Raw genomic sequence first — 23,904 nt, 5'->3', positions numbered from 1 at the left:
TGTGACGACGCTTTCCAGTTTAGGTAGTCAGTGGCGGGGTCCGGCTGTGAGCTCCGCCGCACGGGCACGTGCCCAGGCGTCGGCCGCCAGCACTTCCTCGACGGACGAGGCCGGGGTGACGGCGTGGTCCTCCACGACCTTGGCCACCGTGTCGACGATCCCCAGGAACGGCAGCTCACCCCGCATGAACGCGTCGAGACACGCCTCGTTGGCGGCGTTGTAGACGGCGGGCGCGGTGCCGCCCGCGCCGCCCACGTGCCGGGCCAGCGCGACCGACGGGAACGCCGCGTCGTCGAGTGGCTCGAACGTCCACGTGTGCGCGGTGGTCCAGTCTATGGCCCGTGCGGCGCCAGGGATGCGGTGCGGGTGGCCGAGCGCCAGTGCGATCGGCAGGCGCATGTCGGGCGGGCTCGCCTGGGCGACGGTGGAGCCGTCGACGTATTCGACCATGGAGTGGATGACCGACTGCGGGTGCACGACCACCTCGATCCGGTCGAACCCCAGCTCGAACAGCAGATGCGCCTCGATCACCTCCAGCCCCTTGTTGACCAGGGTGGCAGAGTTGATCGTGATCGTGGGACCCATCGACCAGGTGGGGTGCGCCAGCGCCATCTCGGGCGTGACGTCGGCCATCTCCTCGCGCTTCATCCCCCGGAACGGCCCGCCGCTCGCGGTGACCACCAGCCGCTTGACGCTCGCGGGGTCGTAGTCCTCGGGCCCCGAGGCCCACAGGCACTGCTGCAGCGCCGAGTGCTCGGAGTCGACCGGCAGGATCTGGCCGGGCTTGGCCAGCCGCTTGACCAGCGGCCCGCCGATGATCAGGGACTCCTTGTTGGCCAGCGCGAGGGTGCGGCCGGCTTCGAGCGCGACCAGCGTGGAGGTCAGCCCGAGCGCGCCGGTGATGCCGTTGAGCACCGTGTCGCACGGCCACCCGGCCACCTCGGCGACTCCTTCAGGACCCCCCAGCACCCTCGGCCGGGCGCCGTGCGCGGCCAGCGCCTCTCTCAGCGCGGGCACGGCGGCGGCGTCGGCCACCGCCACGACCTCGACCCCGAACTCGGCCGCCTGCCTGGCCAGCAACTCCACCTTGCCGCCGCCGGCCACGAGCCCGGCGACCCGGAAGCCGTCGCGGTTGGCGGCGATGACGTCGAGGGCCTGGGTGCCGATCGAGCCGGTGGAGCCGAGGACGACGACGGAGCGGAGGATCTCTGCATGCACCTGTCCATTGTCCCCGCTGGCGGGTGTACTCGGGCACGCGGCATCGGACATCTCAAAATCACTTTGCTTATGTGACACCAGATAACAGAGTCAATTTATGCCGGAATATCCCCATATCCGAATGCGCAAAGCCTGAGAAATCCGTATCTTACCGCCGCTACCTTCCAACCCCCGGGTCCCGGTTTTTGGGAGGTACGTAATGCACCGCAGATCAGCCCTGCTCCCCCTCCTCACCCTCGCCACGGCGAGCGTCACCCTGTTCGCCGCGGGCGGGGCGCGGGCCGAGGCGGCCGGGCGGCCGAAGCCAGTGCAGCACGCGGCCGCGGATTCGGCGGCCGAACGGCGGCAGGTCACGACGTACTGGACCGAGCGGCGGATGGAGGCGGCCCAGCCGCTGGACGCGCCCGCCCCCGACGGGGTGGCGAAGCCCTCCCAGGGCACCCCCTTCACGGCGCCGCCCACCGGCGCCCGCGGCGGCGGCCTCGAACCGTGGGCGGCCAGGAGCTCCGGCGCGGCGTGGACCGGCGGCGGCGCCGTCACGCGGACCACCGGGCGGATCTTCTTCACCACGCAGGGCAGGAACGCCTCCTGCTCCGGCACGGCGGTCACCAGCGCGAACAAGAGCGTGGTGCTGACCGCCGGCCACTGCGTGCGGCTGAACGGCGCCTTCCACACGAACTGGGTCTTCGTCCCGGGTTATGCCGCCGGCCGGCGCCCGTTCGGCACCTGGCCCGCCACCCGGCTGCTGACCACGCGGCAGTGGAACGCGAGCGAGGACGCCAACTTCGACGTCGCCGCCGCCGTGGTGGCGCCGCTGGAGGGCAGGACGCTGGTCGACGTCGTGGGCGGCCAGGGCGTGGCCTTCAACCAGCGGCGCAGACAGCAGATGTACGCCTTCGGCTATCCGGCCGTGGCCCCGTACGACGGTTCGAAGCTGGTCTACTGCAACGGCCGGACGTTCGACGATCACCTGCTGACCGACGACCACGGCCTTACGTGCGACATGACCGGTGGTTCGAGCGGCGGTCCGTGGCTGCTGAATTTCAACGCGTCGACCGGCCTCGGCACCCAGAACTCCGTCAACAGCTTCAAGTACAATTCCACCCCCGACTGGATGTTCGGCCCATATTTCGGAAACGAGGTCCAGTCCGTCTACCAAGCCGCTCAGAGCACCAACGCACTCTGAGGAATTTACCGAAAGTAGTCACAAGAACACATCTCGTGGTGCACACTCGGGGGCCATGACCTTGAGCACCCCCCTGCTCGCGGCCGCCTCGCTCCTGGCGGGGCTGATGGGTCCCGCCCTCGCCGGCGCGACGCCCGTACCGCAGCAGGACGCCCCTACCGCACCATCCGTGGGCACCGAGATCGTCGAGCACGTGGTCGCCGGCGGCACCGCCGAGTTGCGGCGCGTGCTCGACTACTGGACCCCCCGGCGCATGGCCGCGGCCCTGCCGATCAGTCTGCTGGAGACCGTGACCGGCGAAGGCGGCCTCCTGGGGGGTCTCCTCGGCCGGCACCCCGACGCCGGGCGCGGAATCGGCAGCGGACTCGGCAGCGGACTCGGCCCCGTCGTGCCGCGGCACCAGGCGGCGGCCAAACCGGAGATGAACACCGTCGGCTCCCGCTGGATGACGGGCGGGCTGGTGGCCAGGACCACGGGGCGGGTGTTCATGACGGTGGCGGGTGCCGACTTCGTCTGCTCGGCGAGCACGATCAAAAGCGCCAACCGGGACGTCGTGCTCACCGCCGGGCACTGCGTCAAGGACGGCGCCGGGGAGTGGGCCGCCAACTGGACGTTCGTCCCCGGTTACGGAGCCGACGGCGCACGGCCCTACGGACACTACGTCGCCCGCCGCATGTTCGTCGCCGGGCCGTGGTCGCGCAGCGGGGACGACAACTACGACGTGGGCATGGTGGCGCTGGCCACGTCCGGCGGCAGGCACGTGGCCGACGCGGTGGGCACGCAGCAGATCGCGTTCAACGCGCCGCGGGGCGGGCAAGCGTTCGGCTTCGGCTACCCCGCCGACCCGCCGTACGACGGGAGCCACCTGGTCTACTGCGCCGGGCGGCTGAAGGACGACCCCTACGGGCAGACCCGTGACCAGGGCCTGGGCTGCGACATGACCGCGGGATCGAGCGGCGGCCCGTGGATGACCAAGTTCGACCCCGCCACCGGCAGGGGCACGATCACGTCGCTGAGCAGCTTCAAGTACAGCGACGACGGCCGCACGATGTACGGCCCGTACTTCGGCGACGCCGCCAAGGCCCTGCTGGCCAGCGCGGAACGTGCGTAGGTCCCCGGCGACCACTCATGGCCCGCCGACCTGAGTGGTCGCCGGGAAAGGTCAGAGCGACAGCCCCGTCACCACCATGACCTTCTCGTACGTGTAGTCCGCCATGGCCGAGTGCAGGCCCTCGCGCCCGATCCCCGAGTCCTTCACCCCGCCGTACGGCATCTGGTCGGCCCGGTACGACGGCACGTCACCGATGATCACGCCACCCACGTTCAGCTCCCGGTTCGCCCGGAAGGCCGCGTCGAGCGAGCGGGTGAACACCCCGGCCTGCAGGCCGTACTTGGAGTCGTTGACCGCCGCGTAGGCCTCGTCGATCGAGGCCACCGGCTGCAGGATCATGACGGGGCCGAAGACCTCCTCGCAGGCCACCTTGGCCGCGTGCGGAACGCCGGCCAGCACCGTCGGGGCGAAGGTGGTGCCCTCGCGGGTGCCGCCCACGAGGAGGCGGGCGCCGGCGTCGACCGCCTCCTGCACCCACCGCTCGACCCGCTCCGCGGCGGCCTCCGAGACCAGCGGTCCCACCTGGGTCTTCTCGTCGGCCGGGTCGCCCGTGACGAGGCCGCGGACGGCCGGCAGCAGGCGCTCGACGAAGGCGTCGTAGACCGGCTGCTCGACGATCACCCGCTGCACGGCGATGCAGCTCTGCCCGGCCTGGTAGTTGGAGTAGAGCGCGATGCGCTGGGCCGCCCAGTCGAGGTCGGCGTCGGCCAGCACGACCGCCGCCGCGTTGCCGCCCAGCTCCAGCGTCACGTGCTTGCGCGGCACCTGGTCGGCGATGGCGTAGCCGACGGGCGCCGAGCCGGTGAACGACACCACCGGCAGCCGGGGGTCCTGGACCAGCACGGAGGCGCGCTCGTTCTCCACCGGCAGGACCGAGAACATGCCCGCGGGCAGGTCGGTCTCGGCCACCAGCTCGCCGAGCAGCAACGAGGACAGCGGCGTGGCCGGGGCGGGCTTGACGATGACGGGCGCGCCGACGGCGATGGCCGGGGCGACCTTGTGTGCGACCAGGTTCAGAGGGAAGTTGAACGGCGTGATCGCCAGCACGGGCCCGTACGGGACCCGCGTCACGTATGCCAGCCGCCCGGCCGCGGCGGGTTCGGTGTCGAGCCGCTGCACCTCGCCCGACCAGCGGCGGGCCTCCTCGGCGGCGAACCGGAACGTGGCGACGGCCCGGCCGGTCTCGCCGCGCGCCCAGAAGATCGGTTTGCCGTTCTCGGCCGTGATGAGCTGGGCGATCTCCTCGGACCGCTCGGCGATGCGGCGCGAGATGTGGGCCAGCGCCTCGGCGCGCACGTGCACGGGCAGCGCCGCCGCCTCCGCGGCCACCGCGTGGGCGGCGGCGACGGCCTCGGCGACCTGGGCGTCAGTGGGCACGGAGTGCCGCCCGACCTCGCGGCCGTCATGGGGGTTGGTGACTGTGAGCTCGGATTCCCCGGTCGCTGGGCGGCCGGCCAGCCAGAAGGTACGCACGTCCATACCCAGACGTTATGCCAAGCCGAAGGTCGGGGAATCACACCACAGTGCACAACACTCACACCAGGACTCACCGTTAAGTACAAGCTCTGGTGTATACCCACGATGTAACGGAAGTAGACCTAATTCGGGATGTTTACCATGCGGAGTGGTTTGAGGGATCTCCGCCCTGGCTAAGTCATCGGGTGCGGGTCTCCAGCGCGGTGGGCCCCCGATCTGAGAAAGGCGTGGGCCCCGTGACCGAACGACGTGAGGTCACAAGGACGCATAGATCCTTGGCCAGCAGGGAGGTCTCATGACCTCGGCGCCGTTGGGACTGCAGGGCGCCTACCTCCTGGGTGAGCGAGCCAGCCATGACGAGCTTCGCTCCAAACTCCTCGACGTGGCGGTCAACCTGCTCGAGTCGGACGGAGCCGACAGCCTGACCATGCGCAGGATCGCCGCCGAGGCCGGGTGCACGACGACCGTCATCTATACGATGTTCGGCAATCGTGAGGGCCTGGCGGAGGCGCTTTATCTGGAGGGTTTCGAACGCTTCCGCCGGTTTCTAGAATCGGTGCCGCAACGGCGCAATCCCCTGGAGCACCTGACGGCGCTCGGTCCCGCCTACCGGCAGGCGTGCCTGTCCGAGCCCGGCTACTACAGCCTGATGTTCGAACGGGCGATCCCCGGCTTCGAACCCAGCGAACGTGCCAGGACCCTGGCCCGCGCCGCCCTCAACATCCTCGACCGGGTGATCGCCGACTGCATCTCGGCCGGTTACCTGGCCCCCACCCAGCCCCGCAAGATCGCGGACGCGCTCTGGGCGGCGGCCCAGGGGGCGATCAGCCTGGAACGCGCGGGGCACCTGCGCGACGACCGCACGTACGAAGCGGTCACGACGGCCACCATCCGCTGCTACCTGGCGGACAAGCAGGACTGAGCCCGGCCCGCCACACGCGCACGGCTAGCGGCGGCGGGCGGCCTCCAGCGCCAGCCACAGCTCGGCGCGCACCCCCGGATCGTCCAGGTCGCGGCGCAGCAGCTCGGCGACGCGTCGCATGCGGTAGCGCAGGGTGTGCCGGTGCACACCGAGCCGCTGCGCCGCCGCGTCCCAGTGCCCGTTGCTCTCCAGGTACGCGTGGAGCGACTCGACCAGGTCGGCGCGGGAGCCGTAGCGGGTGAGCGGGGCCAGCAGCGCGGCCGAGAACGCCCGGGCGGCGTCCGGGTCCAGCAGCCCGAGCAGCCCTTGACCGGCCAGCTCCCCGAACCGCACCACCCCGGCGGCACCGCCTGACGTGGCGCCCGGGGGGTGGGCCCGCCCGGCCGCCTCCAGCGCCCGCCCCGCCTGGTCGATCGCCGCCCGCAGCCCGGCCCAGCCCGACGGCAGACTGATCCCCACCGGCCCCTCTACGACCCGCGCGACCCTCTCCGCCCCCCGCTCCGCCACCAGCGCCACGGCCCTCGGCCCCGTGCCGACGGGGAGCCCGGAGCCGACCGAACCCCCGGAGCCGACCGAAGCCCCGGGACCCACCGACGACCCGTGCCCGGCCGACAGCCCGGGCCTGGCCGACAGCCCGGGACCGAGCGGTGCTGTGAACGCGTGCGCCGCGAGGGCCTCGGCTGCCTCGGCCGGGACCGCGAGCACCACGAACGGCTCTTCGGGCAACCTGTCCCCGAGCGGCTCCAGCACGGCGCGCGCCTGCTCCTCCGCCCCGGCCAGCAGCAGCTCCAGCACGGCGGCGTGAACGCGCAGCTCCGCTGCCCGCTGGGCGCCGCCCTGCTCCACGGCCAGCGTGAGCAGCGAACCGGCGGCGTTGATCACGGTGTGGGTGACGGGCGAGAAGGCGTGCCTGGCCCCGACGGCGAAGAAGCCGCGCGGCCGCACCCCGCCGCCCAACGGCTGCACGACGATGTGCTCACCGGGCCCCGACAGCGCCAGACTCGCGGGCAACCGCCCGTCAAGGACCCCGCGACCGTCGTCCCACCGAGGCTCTCCGACGTCCGGGAACCGCTCGCCGCCCACGGACTCGGGAAGACGCCCGTCCCGCACGTCGTCCGGGACGTCGGGGTGATGACCGGTGTGGGAGAGACCCTTGCCAGGGGCGTCGGGTTGGCGGCCCGTGTGCGAGGGACCCTTGCCCGGGGTGTCGGGGTGGCGGCTGGTGCGCAGGCGGGTGAGTTCGGCTGTCACCGCCTCCGTCCTCGCGTCGCGGGTCGCGTGGCGGGGCGCGCCGGTCTCGTCCAGCAGCGCCGCCCAGCCGCCGACCTCCTTGGCCAGCCGGTCGATGACCGCGTGCATGCCCTCCGGCCGCAGCGCCGCCCGCGTCAGGCGGCCCTGGGCGGCGAAGGCCCGGCTGATCTCCTCGTACTGCTCGGCGGCCAGCAGTTCGCTCACCGTCTTGCCGATGGCGATGAACGGCGTCTCCCGCGGCACCTCCAGCAGCGGCAGCCCGGCCGCGTCGGCGGCGGCGATCAGCGCGGCGGGCACCTCCTCGTGCGAGACGCCGACGCCGAAGCCGAGCCCGGCCACGCCGCGCGCCACCAGGCGGGCGACATATTGTGACAAGTCGCCTTCCATCCGCATGCCGGTGGTCAGCAGCAGCTCGTCACCCTCCAGGAACGGCGTCGGATCCGCCAGCTCACTGACCGCCACCCACCGCACCACGGCGTCCAGCGCACCCCCGCCCGATGCCCCCGCCGAAGCCCGAGCGGACAGCCCAACCGACGTCCCGCCCGACGTCCCGCCCGACGTCCCGCCCGACGTCCCGGCCGACGTCCCGGCCGACGTCCCGTCCGACGTCCCAGCCGACGTCCCGGCCAGCGGCCGCAGGCCCATGCGGCGCGCTACGGTCTGCAGCGAAGGCGGCATGCGATTTTTGTCCATTCTGGCGAAGGCGACCCTACCCAGTGTGACATATCGACGTATCGGCGCAGTTCGGAGCCCGCCGTAGCGTCGGAGCCATGAGCATTCCCCAGGAGCGGCGCGTCGTGACCGCGATCCCAGGCCCCAAGTCGCAGGAGCTGCTGGCCCGCAAGCAGGCCGCCGTCCCGCCCGGCATCGGCGTCACCCTGCCGGTCTTCGTCACCCGCGCGGGCGGCGGCGTGGTGCAGGACGCCGACGGGAACTCCCTCATCGACTTCGGCTCCGGCATCGCCGTCACGAACGTGGGCAACGCCGCCCCCAAGGTCGTCGAACGCGTCCAGAAGCAGGTCGCCGACTTCACCCACACCTGTTTTATGATCACCCCGTACGAGTCCTACGTCCGGGTGTGCGAGAAGCTCAACGAGCTGACCCCGGGCGACCACGAGAAGCGTACGTTCCTGGTGAACTCGGGCGCCGAGGCCGTCGAGAACGCGGTCAAGATCGCCCGGCACGCCACCGGCCGGCAGGCCGTCGTGGTGTTCGAGCACGGCTACCACGGCCGCACACTGCTCACGATGACGCTGACGGCCAAGAACATGCCGTACAAGCACAGGTTCGGCCCGTTCGCGCCGGAGGTGTACCGGGCGCCGCTGGCCTACCCGTTCCGGTGGCCGGGCGGGCCGGACAACTGCGCGGAGGAGGCAGCCGCGCAGGCCATCGACATGATCTCCAAGCAGCTCGGGGCCGAGAACGTGGCCGCCGTGGTGCTCGAGCCGATCGCGGGCGAGGGCGGGTTCATCGTGCCGGCCAGGGGGTTCCTGCCGCGGATCGCCGAGTTCTGCCGGGCCAACGGGATCGTGTTCGTGGCCGACGAGGTGCAGACCGGCTTCGCGCGTACCGGCACGTTGTTCGCGTGCGAGGACGAGGGTGTGGTGCCGGACATCATCACCACCGCCAAGGGCATCGCCGGCGGCCTGCCGCTGGCCGCCGTGACCGGGCGCGCCGAACTCATGGACGAGGTGCACGTCGGCGGCCTCGGCGGCACGTTCGGCGGCAACCCGCTGGCCTGCGAGGCGGCGCTCGGCGTGCTGGAGACCATCGAGGAGGAGGATCTGGTCGCCAGGGCCCGGCGCATCGGCGACATCATGCTCCCCCGCCTCAGGGCGCTGCAGGAGCGCTTCGGCGTGATCGGCGACGTGCGCGGCCGGGGCGCGATGATCGCGATCGAGCTGGTCGAGCCGGGCACCAAGGAGCCGAACCCGGCCGCCCTCCAGGAGATCGTCAGGCGCTGCCACGCGGAGGGGCTGCTGGTGCTGACAGCGGGCACGTACGGCAACGTGCTGCGTTTCCTGCCGCCCCTGGTCATCCCCGAGCACCTGCTGGAGGAGGGTCTCGGCATCCTGGAGAAGGCGATCGCCGCCCTCTAACACAAACCCCACTAGATCGGGCATCCGGCTTGCGGCTGGATGCCCGATTTTGTTGGTGTAACTACCGTCACCAGGGAAGAGAATTCACTCTGACTTGACGTTGAGCTAGCGGATCACAGCCTCAGTCAGGGTTATAACGGTTCCGACGTACGGATGGGCGATGGCTGCTGGGAGCGTGATGAACTGGGGTCCGACCAGATCGGCGCGGAGCATGTTGACGTTCGACCCTGAGGGCCTGACCTGGGCCCAGCTCGACGGCGACGCCTGTGTCGTCTGCCAGAAGAGATGGCCACGACCGCGCGTGCGCGTCGGGCGGCTGCCCGACGACTCGCCGGTCCTCGCCTGCGGCGACTGCGCCGAGGCACTCCAACCCGCCCCGCTGGCCACGGTGGTGGCCTTCCCGACCCGCTAGAGACCCACCCCCGCCCGGCGGCAAGCGAGACGCCCCGGGACGGGGGGAAGGCCCGGGGCGTCTCTGCGGGTCGCGCTCAGCGGGGGATGGGCGCGACCGCGGCACGGTCAGGTCTGGGACTGCGGCGCCCACTCACTGGGCGAGCGTGCTCCACCGTTCGGCCCAGGCGGCATAATCAGTGCATTCCCCGTCTTCCGCCCGGCAATCCCCGGGTGGCCTGACGGCGAAGGCGATCCGGTCGAGCCGCTTGTCGTCGCCGACCCCGTAGGTCTCGCACATCACTCTGGCCCGGCCCTTGCACGCCTTGCCGTTGGCCGGGGCCATACCGACCCACGCGGCGGCGTCGCGCTGCGCGTCGGGCGCGGTGACCCAGTCGAGCCAGCGGTAGGCGCAGGTGGTGTCGGGGAGGTGGGCCCCGAGCATCCAGGAGTCCACCCATCCGGTGGTCTCGGCCGTCCGCACGGCCTTCACCGGCAGGCCCGCCTCCTTCAGCAGGAGGCGGTAGTAAGGAGTGGCCTGCGCGTAGTCGAGCGCGCCGGTGGCGAAGCCCTTGACCAGGTCGATCGGGCTCCGCCAGTAGGAGCGGTGCTTGTGCGCCTTCAGCAGCGCGATCGTGTCGTCGAGCCGGCTCTCGGTGAGCTCGAAGGGGTCGTCGAGGGATCCGGCGGCCATGGCGGCGTCGGCGATCGTCAGCGGGCTGTCCTCGAGTGCGGCCCGATCGGTCTCGAACGCCTGCCGCAGGCTGCCCTTGACCCTGGTCGAGTCGTAGAGGAACTCGTGGGACGCCCACAGGTAGGGCACGCCGTAGACCCGGCCCGACACCTTGGACATGTCGCGGAAGCGCTCGTCGATGTCGTCGTAGCCGGCGATCTTGGCCGGGTCGAGCGGCTGGACCTGCTTGGCCGCGATCAGCTCGGCGGCCAGGACGGGCCCGGCCGAGATCACGTCGTAGGGCTGCTTGGCCAGCTCAGCCATGTCCGCCGCGGTCTCCACGGTGTCGAGCTTGGCGATCCGGCAGCCGGTCTCCTTCTCGAACGAGCCCACCCAGTTGACCCGCGAGCTGATGCCGCCGTATTCGGCGTAGCCGCGGTAGGTGAGGATGCGCAGCGTGCCGTCACTCTGTGTGGCGCTCGGCGAGGGGGTCGGCGTCGGTGTGGGGCTCGCCGCGCCCATGGTGGCGACCAGCGTGGAGATGGCCACGACGGTGGCATGGGCACGACGAGCTTTCACGATCAAGAGCTTACCGGTGACTCGGGCGGGGCCTACTTGTTGGTCGGGAAGCCCAGGTTCACCCCGCCGTGCGAGGGGTCGAGCCAGCGCGAGGTGACGACCTTGCCGCGGGTGTAGAAGTGCACGCCCTCGGTGCCGTGCACGTGCGTGTCGCCGAAGAGCGAGGACTTCCAGCCGCCGAAGCTGTAGTAGGCCATCGGCACCGGGATGGGCACGTTGATGCCGACCATGCCGACCTCGACCTCGTTCTGGAAGCGCCGGGCCGCGCCGCCGTCGTTGGTGAAGATCGCGGTGCCGTTGCCGTACAGGCCGTCGTTGATGACCTTCAGGCCCTCCTCGTACGAGCCGACGCGCACGACGGACAGCACCGGGCCGAAGATCTCCTCGGTGTGCGTCCTGGAGCCCACGGGGACGTGGTCGAGCACGGTCGCGCCGAGCCAGAACCCCGACGTCTCGCCCGCCCTGCCGCCGCCGAGCACCGCCGCCTCGCGGCCGTCCACGACCAGCTTGGCGCCCTCCTCGACGCCGAGGTCGAGGTAGGAGGCCACCTTGTCGCGGTGCGCCGCGGTCACCAGCGGCCCCATCTCGGACTTCGGGTCGTCCCCCGGGCCGAGCACCAGCTTGTCCACCCGCTCGACGATCTTCTGGACGAGCTCGTCACCGATCGGCTCCACGGCCAGCACGACGGAGATCGCCATGCACCGCTCGCCCGCCGAGCCGAAGCCCGCCGACACCGCCGAGTCCGCCACCAGGTCGAGGTCCGCGTCGGGGAGCACGAGCATGTGGTTCTTCGCGCCGCCGAGCGCCTGCACCCGCTTGCCGTGCGCGGTGCCGGTCTCGTAGACGTATCTCGCGATCGGGGTGGAGCCGACGAACGACACGGCGCGCACGTCCGGGTGCTCCAGCAGCCGGTCCACGGCCGCCTTGTCGCCCTGGACGACGTTGAACACGCCGTCGGGCAGCCCGGCCTCCTGCCAGAGCCGCGCCATGAGCAGCGACGCCGACGGGTCCTTCTCCGACGGCTTGAGCACGAACGCGTTCCCGCACGCGATGGCGACCGGGAACATCCACATCGGCACCATGGCCGGGAAGTTGAACGGCGTGATCCCGGCCACGACGCCCAGCGGCTGGCGGATCGAGTAGGAGTCGACGCGGGTCGAGACGCCCTCGGAGAAACCGCCCTTGAGCAGGTGGGGGATCCCGCAGGCGAACTCCACGACCTCCAGTCCCCTGGCCACCTCGCCGAGCGCGTCGGAGTGCACCTTGCCGTGCTCGGCGGAGATCAGCGCGGCCAGCTCGTCGCGGTGGGCGTACATGAGCTCGCGGAAGCGGAACAGCACCTGCGTCCGCCTGGTCAGCGACGCGTCCCGCCACTCGGGGAAGGCCGCGGCGGCGGCCGCCACGGCCTCGTCCACGTCGGCCGCCGAGGCCAGCGCCACATGCCCGCTGACCTCGCCGGTCGCCGGGTTGAAGAGCTCCGCGGTACGGGAGTCCCCGTCCCGCGCGGCCCCGTTGATCCAGTGCTTGACGGACTTCACTGTCCCGCCGCCTCCGCGTTGATGATTTCCAGGACGTTGACGATGATGTCCAGGCCCTCCGTGGCCTCCTCGACCGTGAGGGTGAGCGGCGGGGCCATGCGGATGGCGTTCCCGCCCAGGCCGCCCTTGCCCGCCAGCAGGCCCGCCTTCTTCGTCTCCTCCATGAAGCGGGCGGCCTGGGCCGGGCTCCGCAGCTCGACGGCGAACATGAGCCCCTTGCCGCGCACCTCCTTGACGACCGGCAGCCGGGCCGCCGCCGCCTTGAGCCCGTCGATGATGATCTTCCCGGTACGGGCGGCGTTGCCCTGCAGGTTGTGGTCGAGCACGTAGTCCAGGGTCGCGTTGGCGGCGGCCATGGAGATGGGGTTGCCGCCGAACGTGGACAGGCCCACGGCGTGCGGGGCGTCCATCAGGTCGCCGCGCGCCACGACGCCGCCGACGGCGAACCCGTTGCCCAGCCCCTTCGCGAACGTGATCATGTCGGGGGTCACGCCGTGGTTCTGGATGCCGAAGAACGCGGTGCCGGTGCGTCCCCAGCCGGTCTGCACCTCGTCCGAGATGAACAGGATGCCCTGCTCCGCCAGCACCTCCTGGTACCTGGCGAACAGCCCGTCGGGCGCCATCGTGAAGCCGCCCACGCCCTGGATCGGCTCGGCGATCAGCGCGGCCACGTCGTTGGAGACCGAGGTGGCCAGCACGTGGCGCAGGTCCTCCACGCACGCCTTGATGTAGTCGGCGTCCGTCATGCCCTGGAACAGGCTCAGGTGCCGGTCGGTGCCGTGCAGGAAGTGCACGTTGAGCGGGGAGAGCGAGCTGTTCTTCCACGACCGGTTGGCGGTGACGCTGATCGCGCCGAAGCTGCGCCCGTGGTAGCTCTGCCGCATGGCGAGCACCTGGTCGCTCTTGCGCGCGTACGTCGCCAGGAGCAGCGCGGTCTCGTTGGCCTCGGTCCCGGAGTTGGTGAAGAAGACCTTGGCGTCCGGGATGCCGGAGAGCCGGACGATCTTCTCGGCCAGCTCGACCTGGCCGCGCAGCAGGTAGGCGGTGCTGGTGTGCACCACTCCGGTGGCGAGCTGGCGCTCGACGGCCTCGCGCACTTCGGGCACGTCATAGCCGATCATGTTGGTCAGGATGCCGGCGAAGAAGTCCAGATAGCTCTTGCCGTCGGCGTCGATGACGCGGTTGCCCTTACCGCTGACGATCTCGATGGGCTCGTTGTAGTTGAGGCTCACCCAGTTGGGGATGACTGCCCTGTGGCGCGCGAGTAGCTCCGACATGTTACTGAGTATCCCGTTTCCCGACTTGGTCGTCCTACCTTCAGATTGATGCCGTGGCGGCAGAATCCCTTACACCCTGCAAACTACCCGCCACCCCGGCGACGTGGCACCCCTAGGGGTTCTCCCGTGCGCCCGGAGGCGTAGGGATCGGCGCGCCGCTACCTCCGCGGAAGCACCTCAGATGCCGCCCGGAGGCCGACGCCCCGGACCGGCCCCGTCGACGACGATCGGTGCATCGCAGACGAAGGAGAGATCGAGATGACCGTCACCGTCGACCGCCGCCCCGAGGCCCCGCCCGGGCCGCCCAAGCTGGACCGCGACGGGCTCCGCCGGGCCCAGCAGGAGACGATGGACACCCCGCGCATGGACTACAGCCTGCTCGCCAGGATGATGTTCAAACCCGTGGACCTCTTGTACGGCAAGCCGGGCTCGTACACGAAGTTCGCCATGCTGGAGATCATCGCCCGGGTGCCGTACCAGGCGTGGGAGCGGATGGGCTATTGGGCCGTGCACCGGCACGCGGGCCGCTCCGCGCTGGCCAGGAGGGTGTTCGAGCGGATCGTGGAGGCCCGCGCCGACCAGGACAACGAGCAGTGGCATCTGCTGATCATGCAGGATCTGGTGCAGCGCGCGGGGCAGAGGCAGTCGTGGCTGACGCACAAGGTCGCGCCGTGGTTGATCGCGTTCTTCTACTACCACGTGTCGTGGGTGCTGTTCCTGGTCAGGCCGGACTGGAGTTACCGGCTCAACGCCGAGTTCGAGGACCACGCGGAGCACGAGTACATGACCTTCGTGGCCGAGAACCCGGACCTGGACTTCGTGCCCGACCCCGGCACGTACGCGGCCGAGTACGGCCGCCACCGCTCGGTGGCCGACCTGCTCCGGCAGATCGGCCACGACGAGCGCACCCACAAGCTCGACAGCCTGGAGCGCATGCGGGAGCCCCGTGTCCGCTAGACAGAGGTGTTCTCCGGGCTGCCCTCGGGCTCGGGCACGGCGACGGCCGGCACCGGGCGCAGCACCGCGAGCGCCAGCAGCGCGGCGGCCACGCTGAACCCGGCGCCGACCCAGGACCCGACGTGCACCGCGGTGGTGAACGCCGCCTTGGCGGGCTCGACGATGCCCAGCGCGAACGCCGTGCCGATGGACTCCTGGGCCCCCGCGGGCGCGTCGGCGGGCATTGAGGAGGTGAACACCCCGGCCAGCACGCTGCCCAGTACGGCGATGCTCAGGGCGAGCCCGACCTGCTGGACGGTGTCGTTGAGGGCCGAGCCGACGCCGGCGTGCTCCATCGGGATCGCCCCCATGAGGGAGGCGTACGCGGACGGGCCGGCCAGCCCGCCCCCCGCGCCCATCAGCACCAGGGCGAACATCAGCGGCAGGTATCCGGTCGTGGTCGCCATCACCACGAAACCGCCGGCCATGACGAGCAGCCCCCCGCCGACCAGCACCCGGTTGCTCACCTTCTTCCCCAGCCCGGCACCGATCCCGTTGAACACCACCGCGGCCGCCGCCTGCGGCAGGATCGCCACCCCGGCCTGCAGTTCGCCGTAGCCCAGCACGAACTGCAGGTACTGGGTGAGCATCAGCATCACCGCGCCGGCCCCGAACGACATCAGCAGGATGGAGAACGAGGCGCCGCTGAAGTTGCGGTTCGCGAACAGCTGCAGCGGCAGCATCGGATGGTCGGAGCGCCGCTCCCAGATCACGAACGCGGCCAGGGCGACCACGGCCAGCGCGATGATGAAGGGGTTCCATTCGCGCTCGATGATGACGTACACGGCAGAGGTCAGGCCGATGATCGACAGCACCACGCCGACCGGGTCGATCTTCCGGCCGCCGCCGCGCGTCTCGGGCATCAGCGCGTACGCGGCGATGACGGCCAGCACCGCGATCGGGATGTTGAGCAGGAAGACCGAGCCCCACCAGTAGTGCTCCAGCAGGAAGCCGCCGAGGGTCGGGCCCACGACCACGCCGAGCATCGCGACGCTGCCCCAGATGGCCATGGCCTTGCGCCGCTCCTCCTCGTCGAAGACGGTCATGAGGATCGACAGCGTCGAGGGCATCAGGACGGATCCGCCGACGCCCATCAGGGCCCGGGCGCCGATCACCTGCCAGGGCTCGGTCGCCAGCACCGCCAGCAGCGACGCGCCGCCGAACAGCACCAGGCCGATGACCAGGAACCTTCTGCGGCCGTACCGGTCGGACAGGCTGCCTGCGGTGAGCAGCAGCCCGGCGAAGACGAGCACGTAGGCGTCGAGGATCCACTGGATGTCGGAGGGGGTGGCGCCCAGCTCCTCGATCAGGGAGGGGATCGCCAGATTGAGCACGGTGCCGTCCACGGTCAGCACCAGCAACGAGAGGCACAGGACAACGAGCACCCACCAACGACGGGGGTCTCGTACAGTGTTCGAGTTCACTCGCACACTGTACGACGATCCTCGCACGGTGTGCGAGTAGTTTTATCCTTGTGCCTATGAGCAAGTCGTTCACCTCCGTCTGGCTCCGCGAGCCCCGCAAGGCCACCACCCCGGGGCGCAGTCGCGAGGAGATCGTCCGCGCCGCCCTGGAGCTGCTCGACGAGGAGGGCCTCGGCGGGCTGAGCATGCGCAAGCTCGGCGCCAAACTGAGCGCGGGCGCCACCAGCCTCTACTGGTACGTCGCCAACAAGGACGAACTGCTCGAACTGGCCTACGACGAGGTGTGGGCCGAGATGATCGTCCCCGACCCCGACGAGGTGGGCTGGCGCGAGGCCGCCTCGGTCCTGGCCTACGGCATGCGCCAGGCCATGCTGCGCCACCCGTGGTCGGCCGACCTCCTCGGCCGCCTGCCCGCGCTCGGCCCGAACGCGATGCACGTGGCCGACAAGATGCGCAGGCTGTTCAAGGTGGCCGGGTTCTCGGGCCTGGACATCGACTTCGCCAACTCCACGCTGACCGCCTACGTCTTCGGCATGACGATCCCGGAGGTCGCCTGGAACGCCGCGATCGGCGTCGAGAACTACGACCCCGACGAGATGCGCGCCTCGGTCACCAAGGCCGCGGCCCAGTTCCCCGACCTCCTGGAGCGCATGCACATGGACTCCTACGACGATCCGCAGGCCGTCCGGGCGATGGCCTTCGACTTCGGCCTGGTGTCGGTTCTCGACGGCCTTGAGCGGCGGCTGGCGGCGTAGCAGGATCCGGGCATGAGCGCTTTCCGTGCAGCCCGCGACTTCCTCCTCGACGCCGACCCCGCCACCGCCCGCCGTGACTTCCGCTGGCCCGGGCTCGGGGATTTCAACTGGGCGCTCGACTGGTTCGACGGGGTCCTGGCCGCCGAGACCCCCGACGCCGTCGCCCTCAAGATCGTGGGAGCGAGCGAGGCCCGTTTCACCTTCGCCGAGCTGTCGGCCCGCAGCAACCAGGTCGCCAACTGGCTGCACTTGCAGGGGGTGCGCCGGGGCGACCGAATTCTGCTCATGCTGGGCAACCAGGCCGAGCTGTGGGAGTCGCTGCTGGCCGCGATGAAGCTGGGCGCGGTCGTCATCCCGGCCACGACGCTACTGACGGCCAAGGACGTCGCCGAGCGGATCGAGCGGGGCGGCGTCTCGCACGTGATCGCCGAGGCCGCCGACGCGGCCAAGTTCGGGGCCGGGGAGTTCACCAAGATCGCGGTCGGTGACGCCTACAACTGGCTGCCGTACCACGAGGCGTACGAGGCGGACGAGCGCTTCACCCCCGACGGGCCGACCCGGGCCGGCGACACGCTGCTGCTCTACTTCACCTCCGGCACCACCTCACAGCCGAAGCTGGTCGAGCACACCCACGCGTCCTACCCGGCCGGGCACCTGTCGACGATGGCCTGGATCGGGCTCAGGCCCGGTGACGTGCACCTCAACGTCTCCTCGCCGGGGTGGGCGAAGCACGCGTGGAGCAACGTGTTCGCGCCCTGGAACGCGGGGGCCACCGTACTGATCCACGACTACCGGCGTTTCTCCGCGCCCGCGCTGCTGGAGGTGCTGCGGGACGAGCGGGTCACCACGTTCTGCGCGCCGCCGACCGTGTGGCGCATGCTCATCCAGGAGGACCTGGCGGCCTGCGAGTTGCCCCTGCGCACGGCCGTGGCCGCCGGGGAGCCGCTCAACCCCGAGATCATCGACCAGGTGGCCAAGGCGTGGGGCATCACGATCAGGGACGGCTACGGGCAGACCGAGACCACCGCCCAGATCGGCAACATGCCGGACGAGCCGGTCAGGCCCGGGTCGATGGGCCGGCCGCTGCCCGGCTACGAGGTCGTACTGATCGACCCGGTGACCGGCGAGCAGGGCGACGACGGCGAGATCTGCCTGCCGCTGGACGATCGCCGCCCACTTGGCCTCATGTCCGGATATGTCGGCGGGATCGGCGAGGCGATGCGCGACGGTTTCTACCACACGGGCGACGTCGCCACCCGCGACCAGGACGGCTACATCACCTACGTGGGCCGGACCGACGACGTCTTCAAGGCCAGCGACTACCGCATCTCGCCGTTCGAGCTGGAGAGCGTGCTGCTGGAGCACGCCGCCGTCGCGGAGGCGGCCGTGGTGCCCGCCCCCGACCCGGTGAGGCTGGCCGTGCCCAAGGCGTACGTGACGCTCGTGCCCGGGTTCGAGGCGGACGAGGCGACCGCGCGCTCGATCTTCGAACACTGCCGCAGGGAACTGGCGCCCTACAAGCGGGTGCGGCGGCTGGAGTTCGCCGAACTGCCCAAGACGATCTCCGGGAAGATTCGCCGGGTGGAGCTCCGGGTGCGCGAACCGCGTAGGGAATTTCTGGAGGAGGATCTTAATCCGTGACAAAGCGTAAATCGGTGCATGAGCGTTCTTACAGGTTGATCGGCTAGGCTCTGCCCCGTGTTGCCCACCATCGCCGACGTCCTCGCCCTGGAGACCGTACGCCGGGGCAGCCCGCGCGTGGTCGCGGGCGCCGACCGGCTCGACACCAGGGTTCGGTGGGTGCACGTCGGCGAGATCGCCGACATCGCCCACCTGCTCCGCGGCGGCGAGCTGGTCCTCACCACCGGGGTCGCGCTCCCCGAGGATCCCGAGAAGCTCGGCGACTACATCGGCGAGCTTTCCTCGGTCGGCGCCTCCGGCCTGATCGTGGAGCTGGGCCGCAGGTTCGTCCGCGAGTTGCCGCGCGCCGTGGTCAAAACGGCCGAGGAGCACGGCCTGCCGGTCATCGTGCTGACCCGGGAGACGCCGTTCGTGCAGATCACCGAGTCCGTGCACGCCCGGATCATCGACATCCAGCTGGAGGAGCTACGGGCCTCCGAGCAGCTCCACGAGGTCTTCACCGAGCTGTCGGTGGAGGGCGCCTCGCCCGCCAAGGTGCTCGCCCAGGTGGCCCGGCTGTCAAGCCGCCCGGTGCTGCTGGAGAACCTCGCCCACCAGGTGCTGGCCGCCGAGTCCGCCGGGCGCGACGCGGGCACCCTGCTGGCCGGGTGGGAGACCAGGTCCAGGGCGGTGGCTCCGGCGCAGCGCACCGCGTACGATCCCGCCTCCGGCTGGCTGGTCACCACGGTTGGGGCGCGCGGGCAGGACTGGGGGCGGCTGATCCTGCTCTGCGACACGCCCCCGACCCCGCGCGACATGGTGCTGGCCGAGCGCGCCGCCACCACGCTCGCCCTGGGCCGGCTGCTGGAGCGCCACCAGGAGTCGCTCGAACGCCAGGCGCACGGCACGATCATCGCCGGCATCCTCACCCACGCCTACGCCGACCCCGACGAGGCCGCCGCCCGCGCCCGCGCCGTCGGCGTGCCGCTCACGGGCCGCAAGCTGGTCAGCGTGGTGATCCGGCCGACCGATCCGATGGACCAGGCCCTCGACGGGCAGGCCCAGCTCGGCGAGCTGGCCGAGGCGACCGCCGCGGCCTGCCGCGACGCGCGGCTGCCCGCCCTGGTCGGGGCGCTCGACCAGGAGCGCGTCGGGGTCCTGCTGCCGCTGCCGCCGCGCACCCAGGCCGAGCCCGCGCTGACCACGCTCTCGGAGCGGCTGCGCGTGCTGTGGCGGCCGGGCTCGGCGTTCGTACTGGCCGCCGGCTCGGTGGTGGAGTCCATCAGGGACGTACGCCGCAGCTTCCTGGAGGCCGAGCAGGTGGCCGACGTGGCGGTGCGCCAGCCGGACGGCCGGGCCTTCTACCGGCTGCCCGACCTGCGCCTGCGCGGGCTGCTCCACCTGCTGCGCGACGACGCCCGGCTGCAGACGTTCGCCGAGCGGGAGCTGGGCCCGCTGCTCGCGCACGACGCGCAGCGCGGCGGCGATCTCACCCGGATCCTGCGCATCTACCTGGACTCCGGGCGCAACAAGGCGGTGGCCGCGCAGAAGGCGCACCTGTCCAGGCCCGCCTTCTACGACCGGCTGCGCCGCCTCGAACGCATCCTCGACACCGACCTCGACGACGTCGAGTCGTGCCTGTCCCTCCACGTGGCGCTGCTGGCCCTGGAGTCCTTCCGCCGCGACAACCGCTGAGGCTCCCGCCGCCGTCCCCGCCGTCGTCCCCGCCGTCGTCCCCGCCCGTCGTCCCCGCCGTCGCGCCGGGAGCCTCAGAACGCGATCCCGATGGGAGCCTCAGAACGCCATCGCGTGGCGTACCTCGTCGAGTGTGGCGACCGCCCGCTCACGGGCGCGCTCGTTGCCCTCGGCGAGGATGCGCCTGGCCTCGGCCTCGGTGAGCTCGGCGCGGCGGCGCCTGATCGGGCGCAGGAACTCGTTGACCGCCTCGGTGGTCAGGCGCTTGAGCGCGGAGGCGCCGCCGTACCCGATCTCCTCGGCGAGCGCGCGGGGCTCTCGGCCGAGGCAGAGGCCCGCCAGCGTGAGGAGGTTCGCCACTTCGGGGCGGCGTTCCTCGTCGAAGGTGATCATCCGGTCGGAGTCCGTACGGGCCCCGCGGATGAGCGCGGCCGTCTGGTCCTCGGTGGCCGACAGGGGGATGGCGTTGCCGCGGCTCTTGCTCATCTTGCCGCCGTCCAGGCCCTTGAGCAGCGGACGCTCACCCATCATGGCCTCGGGCACCGGGAACACCTCGCCGTACCGCTCGTTGAAGCGGCGCGCCACCAGCCGCGTCACCTCGACGTGCGGGAGCTGGTCCCGGCCGACGGGCACCAGCGTGCCCTTGCAGAACAGGATGTCGGCCGCCTGGTGCACCGGATAGGTGAACATCAGACCGCTGACCGCCTGCTGCGAGCTGTGCGCGATCTCGTCCTTGACCGTGGGGTTGCGCTGCAACTCGGCCACCGACACCAGGCTCAGGAACGGCAGCAGCAACTGGTTCAGCTCCGGGATCGCGCTGTGCCGGAAGATCGTCACCCTGGCCGGGTCCAGACCGACCGCCAGGTAGTCGAGGAGCAGCTCGGTGATGTTGCGCTGGATCGCGCCGGGCCGGTCGCGATCGGTGATCACCTGGTAGTCGGCGATCAGTACGTACATGGGGCAGGTGTGCTGGAGCCTCAGCCGGTTGGCCAGCGAACCGAAGTAGTGGCCCAGATGCAGCGGCCCGGTCGGGCGGTCACCGGTGAGCACGACGTCGTTCATCGGGGTTGTCTCCTTGGAGGTCATGCCGTCCCGGAGCGAACCCGCACGTCAGGTGGGCCGTCTCAGGGACGGCCCGTGCATGGGGAATCAGCGGCCGTCTGTCGGCCGCCACCACATGCAGATACGTGACATAGGCAAAGAGTATCCGATCACGATGTCAATCTCGTAACCTCTTGACCGGATCGGCGCGTTCGCCTGCCTCAGAGACCTTGATCTCGCCACGATGGTGCGGTCCCTGTACCGCCCTCTGGAGAATCCATGTCTCGACGCACCATCGCCGGCGGCCTGGCCATTGCCGCGGCACTGACGCTCACCACGTTGCCCGCCACGGCGGAGCAGCAGGCGGTGCGCTTCCCGACTGCCAAGTTCCCCCTGGGCACCCGGGCCGCACCGGCCAAGACCCTGACCGCCGTGACCCAGGGCATCGACCTGTACGACGTGAAAGCCGGCACGTCGACCGACGGTTACACGGTGACCGTACTGCTGCCGAACGGCAAGGACGCCGGCTCGCTGACGGCGGCCGAGACCGCGGCCGCCGCGGTCGAGGCGGCCGGTGAGGCCGCTAGCGTGCAGGAGGTGGTCCGGCCGGGCGTCGCCGACGCCCCCTCCCAGACCATGTACATGGTCCGCGTCGGCCTGTGGTCCTTGAAGGACAAGAAGAAGGCCGAGGAGAAGGCCAAGGAGCTCAAGGACGCGGACCTGAAGGTCAAGGTCGACTACCTCGGCGACGACGGGCTCGACACCACCGGCCCGTGGAACGCCAAGGTCGTCATGATCGACGCGAAGACGTTCCGCGGCTCGTACGCCGCCTCGGTGGGCGCCAGCGTGGCCAAGCGGGAGACCGTCTCCTCGATGGCCAAGGCACGCAAGGCGGTGGTCGGCCTCAACGGCGGCTTCTTCAACATCCACACGGCCGTCGAGTTGCGCGGCGAGCCCGTCGGCGCGTCGGTGGTGGGCGGCAAGCTGCTGAGCGAGGCCGTACCCGGCCGCTCGGCGGTGGTCCTCAAGGGCCGCAGCGCGCGGATCACCGAGATCGAGACGATCGTCGTCGTGACCTCGCAGGACGGCCAGCAGATCGCGGCCAACGGGGTCAACCGGGCCGCCGCGACGGACGAACTGGTCCTGTACACGGAGGAGTACGGAGCCAAGACGCCCACCGGCGGCACCGACGCCGTCCTCGACGCGAACGGCAAGGTCGTCGACCTACGTGCCTCGGGCGCCACGGTGCCCGCCGGGGCGCGGGTGCTGCACGGCAACGGCCTGGCCGCCGACTGGATCAACCAGCACGCCTGGGAGAACTGGACAGTGAAGGTCGACACCAAGGTGATCGACCTGCGCGCCAAGCAGCCCATCGCGCTGACCCCGGACGTGAACGTCATCGCGGGCAGCGTCGGCCTGGTGCGCAACGGCAAGGTGAAGATCACGGCCAAGCGGGACGGACACGACTCCATGAACATGATCCTCCGCCGCCACCCGCGCACCCTGCTCGGCACGACCAAGAACGGCAGCCTCATCCTGGCCACCATCGACGGCCGCAAGCCCGGCCAGACGATCGGCGCGAACTTCGTGGAGGCCGCCCAGTTCATGCGCTGGCTGGGCGCGGTCAACGCCATCAACCTGGACGGAGGCGGCTCCACGGCGATGGTGGTGTCGGGCAAGGTGGTCAACAAGCCGTCGGACGGCAGGGAGCGCGCCATCGGCGACGCCCTCCTGGTCCTTCCCCAGTAGTCCCGACCACCTCACCGTCCCCACAACCGGGCACCGGCCGTCCCCCGACCGGTGCCCGGTCCCTTGTGACGCAGGACCGGTCGGCAAGCGCATGAGAAACGCTCAGGCGAGCTACCGCCGGGTGGTGACGGCCTCCGAATGACCGGGACCCGCCACCGCCAACAGCTCGCGTGCCGCCGCCGTGCCACCCGCCCCGCCTGTCCAGCACTTGAGGTCGGCCCGCGACCGCATCCCGCAGCTTTCCCACCCACCGGGCCGACTCTTGGCGGTTGATCAGGGTGGAGTTGATCAGGCTGGAGGGGCACTCCGGGCTGTCAATGCGTTCGCAGACGGACGGCAGTCCGCGCTCTCGCTCTGATCACGGGCCGCCCCGAGATCCCCCGCCTGGCCGATCCACTGGGCAAAGCTGCGGCGAGTGGCCAAGGTGTCCGGGTGCGCGGCCCCCGCAACCGCCCACAACCCCACCAGCGAAAACCCGACCCACGCACAACACAAGAAAAGGCCCCACGCACCACACGTGAAGCCTCACCAACGCAAAAAAGGGGGGCTCGACGCCCGAAGCGTCGAACCCCCCAAAAGATTGTCCGGCGGCGACCTACTCTCCCACACCCTCCCGAGTGCAGTACCATCGGCGCAGAGAAGCTTAACTTCCGGGTTCGGAATGTAACCGGGTGTTTCCTTCCCGCCATAACCGCCGTAACCCTCCGAAACAGCCTGTTTGCTGTCTCAGAATTGCCTAGTGGACGCGAGCAAAAACTTGAAAGTCTGCTTTGTGGTCAAGTCCTCGGCCTATTAGTACCGGTCAGCTCCACACGTTACCGCGCTTCCACCTCCGGCCTATCAACCCGATCATCTACCGGGAGCCTTACCCCATCACTGGGAGGGAGACCTCATCTCAAGGCGA

The 23,904-nt window shown here is 70.6% G+C and carries 18 protein-coding genes and 2 rRNA genes; 10 read left to right on the top strand and 10 right to left on the bottom strand.

Translation table 11 applies throughout. The annotated features are described in order from the left end of the window. Positions 1 to 27: 27 nt before the first annotated feature. The gene (gene dxr, locus BLS95_RS50340; protein WP_245765768.1) at positions 28 to 1,218 is read right to left on the bottom strand and encodes a 1-deoxy-D-xylulose-5-phosphate reductoisomerase; all 1,191 of its coding nucleotides are present in this window, start codon (positions 1,216 to 1,218) and stop codon (positions 28 to 30) included. Positions 1,219 to 1,417: 199 nt separating this feature from the next. Here dxr and BLS95_RS50335 point away from each other — a divergent pair, with 199 nt between their 5' ends. Next, positions 1,418 to 2,404 carry a trypsin-like serine peptidase gene (locus tag BLS95_RS50335; RefSeq protein ID WP_090946750.1) on the top strand — a complete coding sequence of 329 codons (987 nt, stop codon included), beginning with the start codon at positions 1,418 to 1,420 and terminating at the stop codon, positions 2,402 to 2,404. A gap of 55 nt (positions 2,405 to 2,459) precedes the next feature. After that, entirely contained in the window at positions 2,460 to 3,515 is a 1,056-nt protein-coding gene (locus BLS95_RS50330) for a trypsin-like serine peptidase (RefSeq protein ID WP_245765767.1), read from the top strand. Positions 3,516 to 3,566: 51 nt separating this feature from the next. On the opposite strand, the gene BLS95_RS50325 is transcribed toward BLS95_RS50330, so the two are convergent. Beyond that, entirely contained in the window at positions 3,567 to 4,994 is a 1,428-nt protein-coding gene (locus tag BLS95_RS50325) for an aldehyde dehydrogenase family protein (RefSeq protein WP_090946749.1), read from the bottom strand. A gap of 292 nt (positions 4,995 to 5,286) precedes the next feature. On the opposite strand from BLS95_RS50325, the gene BLS95_RS50320 reads away from it, so the two are divergent. Further along, positions 5,287 to 5,913 carry a TetR/AcrR family transcriptional regulator gene (locus tag BLS95_RS50320; protein ID WP_090946748.1) on the top strand — a complete coding sequence of 209 codons (627 nt, stop codon included), beginning with the start codon at positions 5,287 to 5,289 and terminating at the stop codon, positions 5,911 to 5,913. Positions 5,914 to 5,937: 24 nt separating this feature from the next. On the opposite strand, the gene BLS95_RS50315 is transcribed toward BLS95_RS50320, so the two are convergent. Further along, positions 5,938 to 7,689, bottom strand: coding sequence for a PucR family transcriptional regulator (locus BLS95_RS50315; RefSeq protein ID WP_425434803.1), 1,752 nt, complete (start codon positions 7,687 to 7,689; stop codon positions 5,938 to 5,940). A gap of 245 nt (positions 7,690 to 7,934) precedes the next feature. Here BLS95_RS50315 and gabT point away from each other — a divergent pair, with 245 nt between their 5' ends. Both gabT and BLS95_RS50305 read left to right on the top strand, forming a co-directional pair. Beyond that, the gene (gene gabT, locus BLS95_RS50310; RefSeq protein ID WP_090946747.1) at positions 7,935 to 9,263 is read left to right on the top strand and encodes a 4-aminobutyrate--2-oxoglutarate transaminase; all 1,329 of its coding nucleotides are present in this window, start codon (positions 7,935 to 7,937) and stop codon (positions 9,261 to 9,263) included. Between the two features lie 178 nt (positions 9,264 to 9,441). After that, complete coding sequence (locus BLS95_RS50305; RefSeq protein ID WP_245765766.1) at positions 9,442 to 9,675, top strand: hypothetical protein; 234 nt, start codon at positions 9,442 to 9,444, stop codon at positions 9,673 to 9,675. Between the two features lie 132 nt (positions 9,676 to 9,807). Here the strand turns inward: BLS95_RS50305 and BLS95_RS50300 are convergent, their stop codons facing one another. From BLS95_RS50300 to BLS95_RS50290, 3 genes are read right to left on the bottom strand one after another with little or no spacing between them, the layout of a single operon-like run. Then, complete coding sequence (locus tag BLS95_RS50300; protein WP_143044248.1) at positions 9,808 to 10,905, bottom strand: extracellular solute-binding protein; 1,098 nt, start codon at positions 10,903 to 10,905, stop codon at positions 9,808 to 9,810. Positions 10,906 to 10,937: 32 nt separating this feature from the next. Next, positions 10,938 to 12,443 (bottom strand): CoA-acylating methylmalonate-semialdehyde dehydrogenase, encoded by a 1,506-nt coding sequence (locus BLS95_RS50295; RefSeq protein WP_090946744.1) that lies wholly within the window; start codon positions 12,441 to 12,443, stop codon positions 10,938 to 10,940. Further along, positions 12,440 to 13,720 (bottom strand): aspartate aminotransferase family protein, encoded by a 1,281-nt coding sequence (locus BLS95_RS50290; RefSeq protein WP_090946743.1) that lies wholly within the window; start codon positions 13,718 to 13,720, stop codon positions 12,440 to 12,442. Before BLS95_RS50290 ends, BLS95_RS50295 begins: the two co-directional genes overlap by 4 nt. 258 nt (positions 13,721 to 13,978) lie before the next feature. On the opposite strand from BLS95_RS50290, the gene BLS95_RS50285 reads away from it, so the two are divergent. Then, complete coding sequence (locus tag BLS95_RS50285; protein ID WP_090946742.1) at positions 13,979 to 14,677, top strand: alternative oxidase; 699 nt, start codon at positions 13,979 to 13,981, stop codon at positions 14,675 to 14,677. Here the strand turns inward: BLS95_RS50285 and BLS95_RS50280 are convergent. After that, positions 14,674 to 16,140, bottom strand: a complete 1,467-nt coding sequence (locus BLS95_RS50280) for an MFS transporter (protein ID WP_090946741.1) — start codon at positions 16,138 to 16,140, stop codon at positions 14,674 to 14,676. The genes BLS95_RS50285 and BLS95_RS50280 overlap by 4 nt on opposite strands. Positions 16,141 to 16,196: 56 nt before the next feature. On the opposite strand from BLS95_RS50280, the gene BLS95_RS50275 reads away from it, so the two are divergent. The 3 genes from BLS95_RS50275 to BLS95_RS50265 are packed head-to-tail and all read left to right on the top strand — an operon-like array spanning position 16,197 to position 20,210. Then, positions 16,197 to 16,895, top strand: coding sequence for a TetR/AcrR family transcriptional regulator (locus tag BLS95_RS50275; RefSeq protein ID WP_090946740.1), 699 nt, complete (start codon positions 16,197 to 16,199; stop codon positions 16,893 to 16,895). A 12-nt stretch (positions 16,896 to 16,907) separates the two neighbouring features. Then, on the top strand, positions 16,908 to 18,536 hold the full coding sequence (locus tag BLS95_RS50270; RefSeq protein ID WP_090946739.1) for an AMP-binding protein: 1,629 nt from the start codon (positions 16,908 to 16,910) through the stop codon (positions 18,534 to 18,536). 57 nt (positions 18,537 to 18,593) lie between these two features. Beyond that, positions 18,594 to 20,210 carry a PucR family transcriptional regulator gene (locus BLS95_RS50265; RefSeq protein WP_090946738.1) on the top strand — a complete coding sequence of 539 codons (1,617 nt, stop codon included), beginning with the start codon at positions 18,594 to 18,596 and terminating at the stop codon, positions 20,208 to 20,210. Positions 20,211 to 20,309: 99 nt separating this feature from the next. Here BLS95_RS50265 and trpS read toward each other — a convergent pair whose 3' ends face one another. Next, positions 20,310 to 21,272, bottom strand: coding sequence for a tryptophan--tRNA ligase (gene trpS / locus BLS95_RS50260; RefSeq protein WP_090946737.1), 963 nt, complete (start codon positions 21,270 to 21,272; stop codon positions 20,310 to 20,312). Between the two features lie 258 nt (positions 21,273 to 21,530). Between trpS and BLS95_RS50255 the strand changes: the two genes are divergently transcribed. After that, the gene (locus BLS95_RS50255; RefSeq protein WP_090946736.1) at positions 21,531 to 23,000 is read left to right on the top strand and encodes a phosphodiester glycosidase family protein; all 1,470 of its coding nucleotides are present in this window, start codon (positions 21,531 to 21,533) and stop codon (positions 22,998 to 23,000) included. A gap of 582 nt (positions 23,001 to 23,582) precedes the next feature. Here BLS95_RS50255 and rrf read toward each other — a convergent pair. Then, a 5S ribosomal RNA gene (gene rrf / locus BLS95_RS50250) occupies positions 23,583 to 23,699 on the bottom strand. 73 nt (positions 23,700 to 23,772) lie between these two features. Then, positions 23,773 to 23,904 (bottom strand): 23S ribosomal RNA (locus tag BLS95_RS50245); the annotation flags it as partial.

The sequence above is a fragment of the Nonomuraea jiangxiensis genome (assembly GCF_900099965.1).
Taxonomy (GTDB): Bacteria; Actinomycetota; Actinomycetes; order Streptosporangiales; family Streptosporangiaceae; genus Nonomuraea; species Nonomuraea jiangxiensis.
Note: the sequence above shows the minus strand (reverse complement) of the source record. Positions and strands in the feature narration are given on the sequence as shown.

Excerpts from the sequence above, each read along its gene's own strand:
- BLS95_RS50290 (WP_090946743.1), bottom strand. The coding sequence starts at position 13,720 with ATGTCGGAGCTACTCGCGCGCCACAGGGCAGTCATCCCCAACTGGGTG.
- trpS (WP_090946737.1), bottom strand. The coding sequence starts at position 21,272 with ATGAACGACGTCGTGCTCACCGGTGACCGCCCGACCGGGCCGCTGCAT.
- BLS95_RS50255 (WP_090946736.1), top strand. The coding sequence starts at position 21,531 with ATGTCTCGACGCACCATCGCCGGCGGCCTGGCCATTGCCGCGGCACTG.
- gabT (WP_090946747.1), top strand. The coding sequence starts at position 7,935 with ATGAGCATTCCCCAGGAGCGGCGCGTCGTGACCGCGATCCCAGGCCCC.
- BLS95_RS50320 (WP_090946748.1), top strand. The coding sequence starts at position 5,287 with ATGACCTCGGCGCCGTTGGGACTGCAGGGCGCCTACCTCCTGGGTGAG.
- BLS95_RS50275 (WP_090946740.1), top strand. The coding sequence starts at position 16,197 with ATGAGCAAGTCGTTCACCTCCGTCTGGCTCCGCGAGCCCCGCAAGGCC.
- BLS95_RS50330 (WP_245765767.1), top strand. The coding sequence starts at position 2,460 with ATGACCTTGAGCACCCCCCTGCTCGCGGCCGCCTCGCTCCTGGCGGGG.
- BLS95_RS50335 (WP_090946750.1), top strand. The coding sequence starts at position 1,418 with ATGCACCGCAGATCAGCCCTGCTCCCCCTCCTCACCCTCGCCACGGCG.
- BLS95_RS50285 (WP_090946742.1), top strand. The coding sequence starts at position 13,979 with ATGACCGTCACCGTCGACCGCCGCCCCGAGGCCCCGCCCGGGCCGCCC.
- BLS95_RS50270 (WP_090946739.1), top strand. The coding sequence starts at position 16,908 with ATGAGCGCTTTCCGTGCAGCCCGCGACTTCCTCCTCGACGCCGACCCC.
- BLS95_RS50305 (WP_245765766.1), top strand. The coding sequence starts at position 9,442 with ATGAACTGGGGTCCGACCAGATCGGCGCGGAGCATGTTGACGTTCGAC.
- BLS95_RS50325 (WP_090946749.1), bottom strand. The coding sequence starts at position 4,994 with ATGGACGTGCGTACCTTCTGGCTGGCCGGCCGCCCAGCGACCGGGGAA.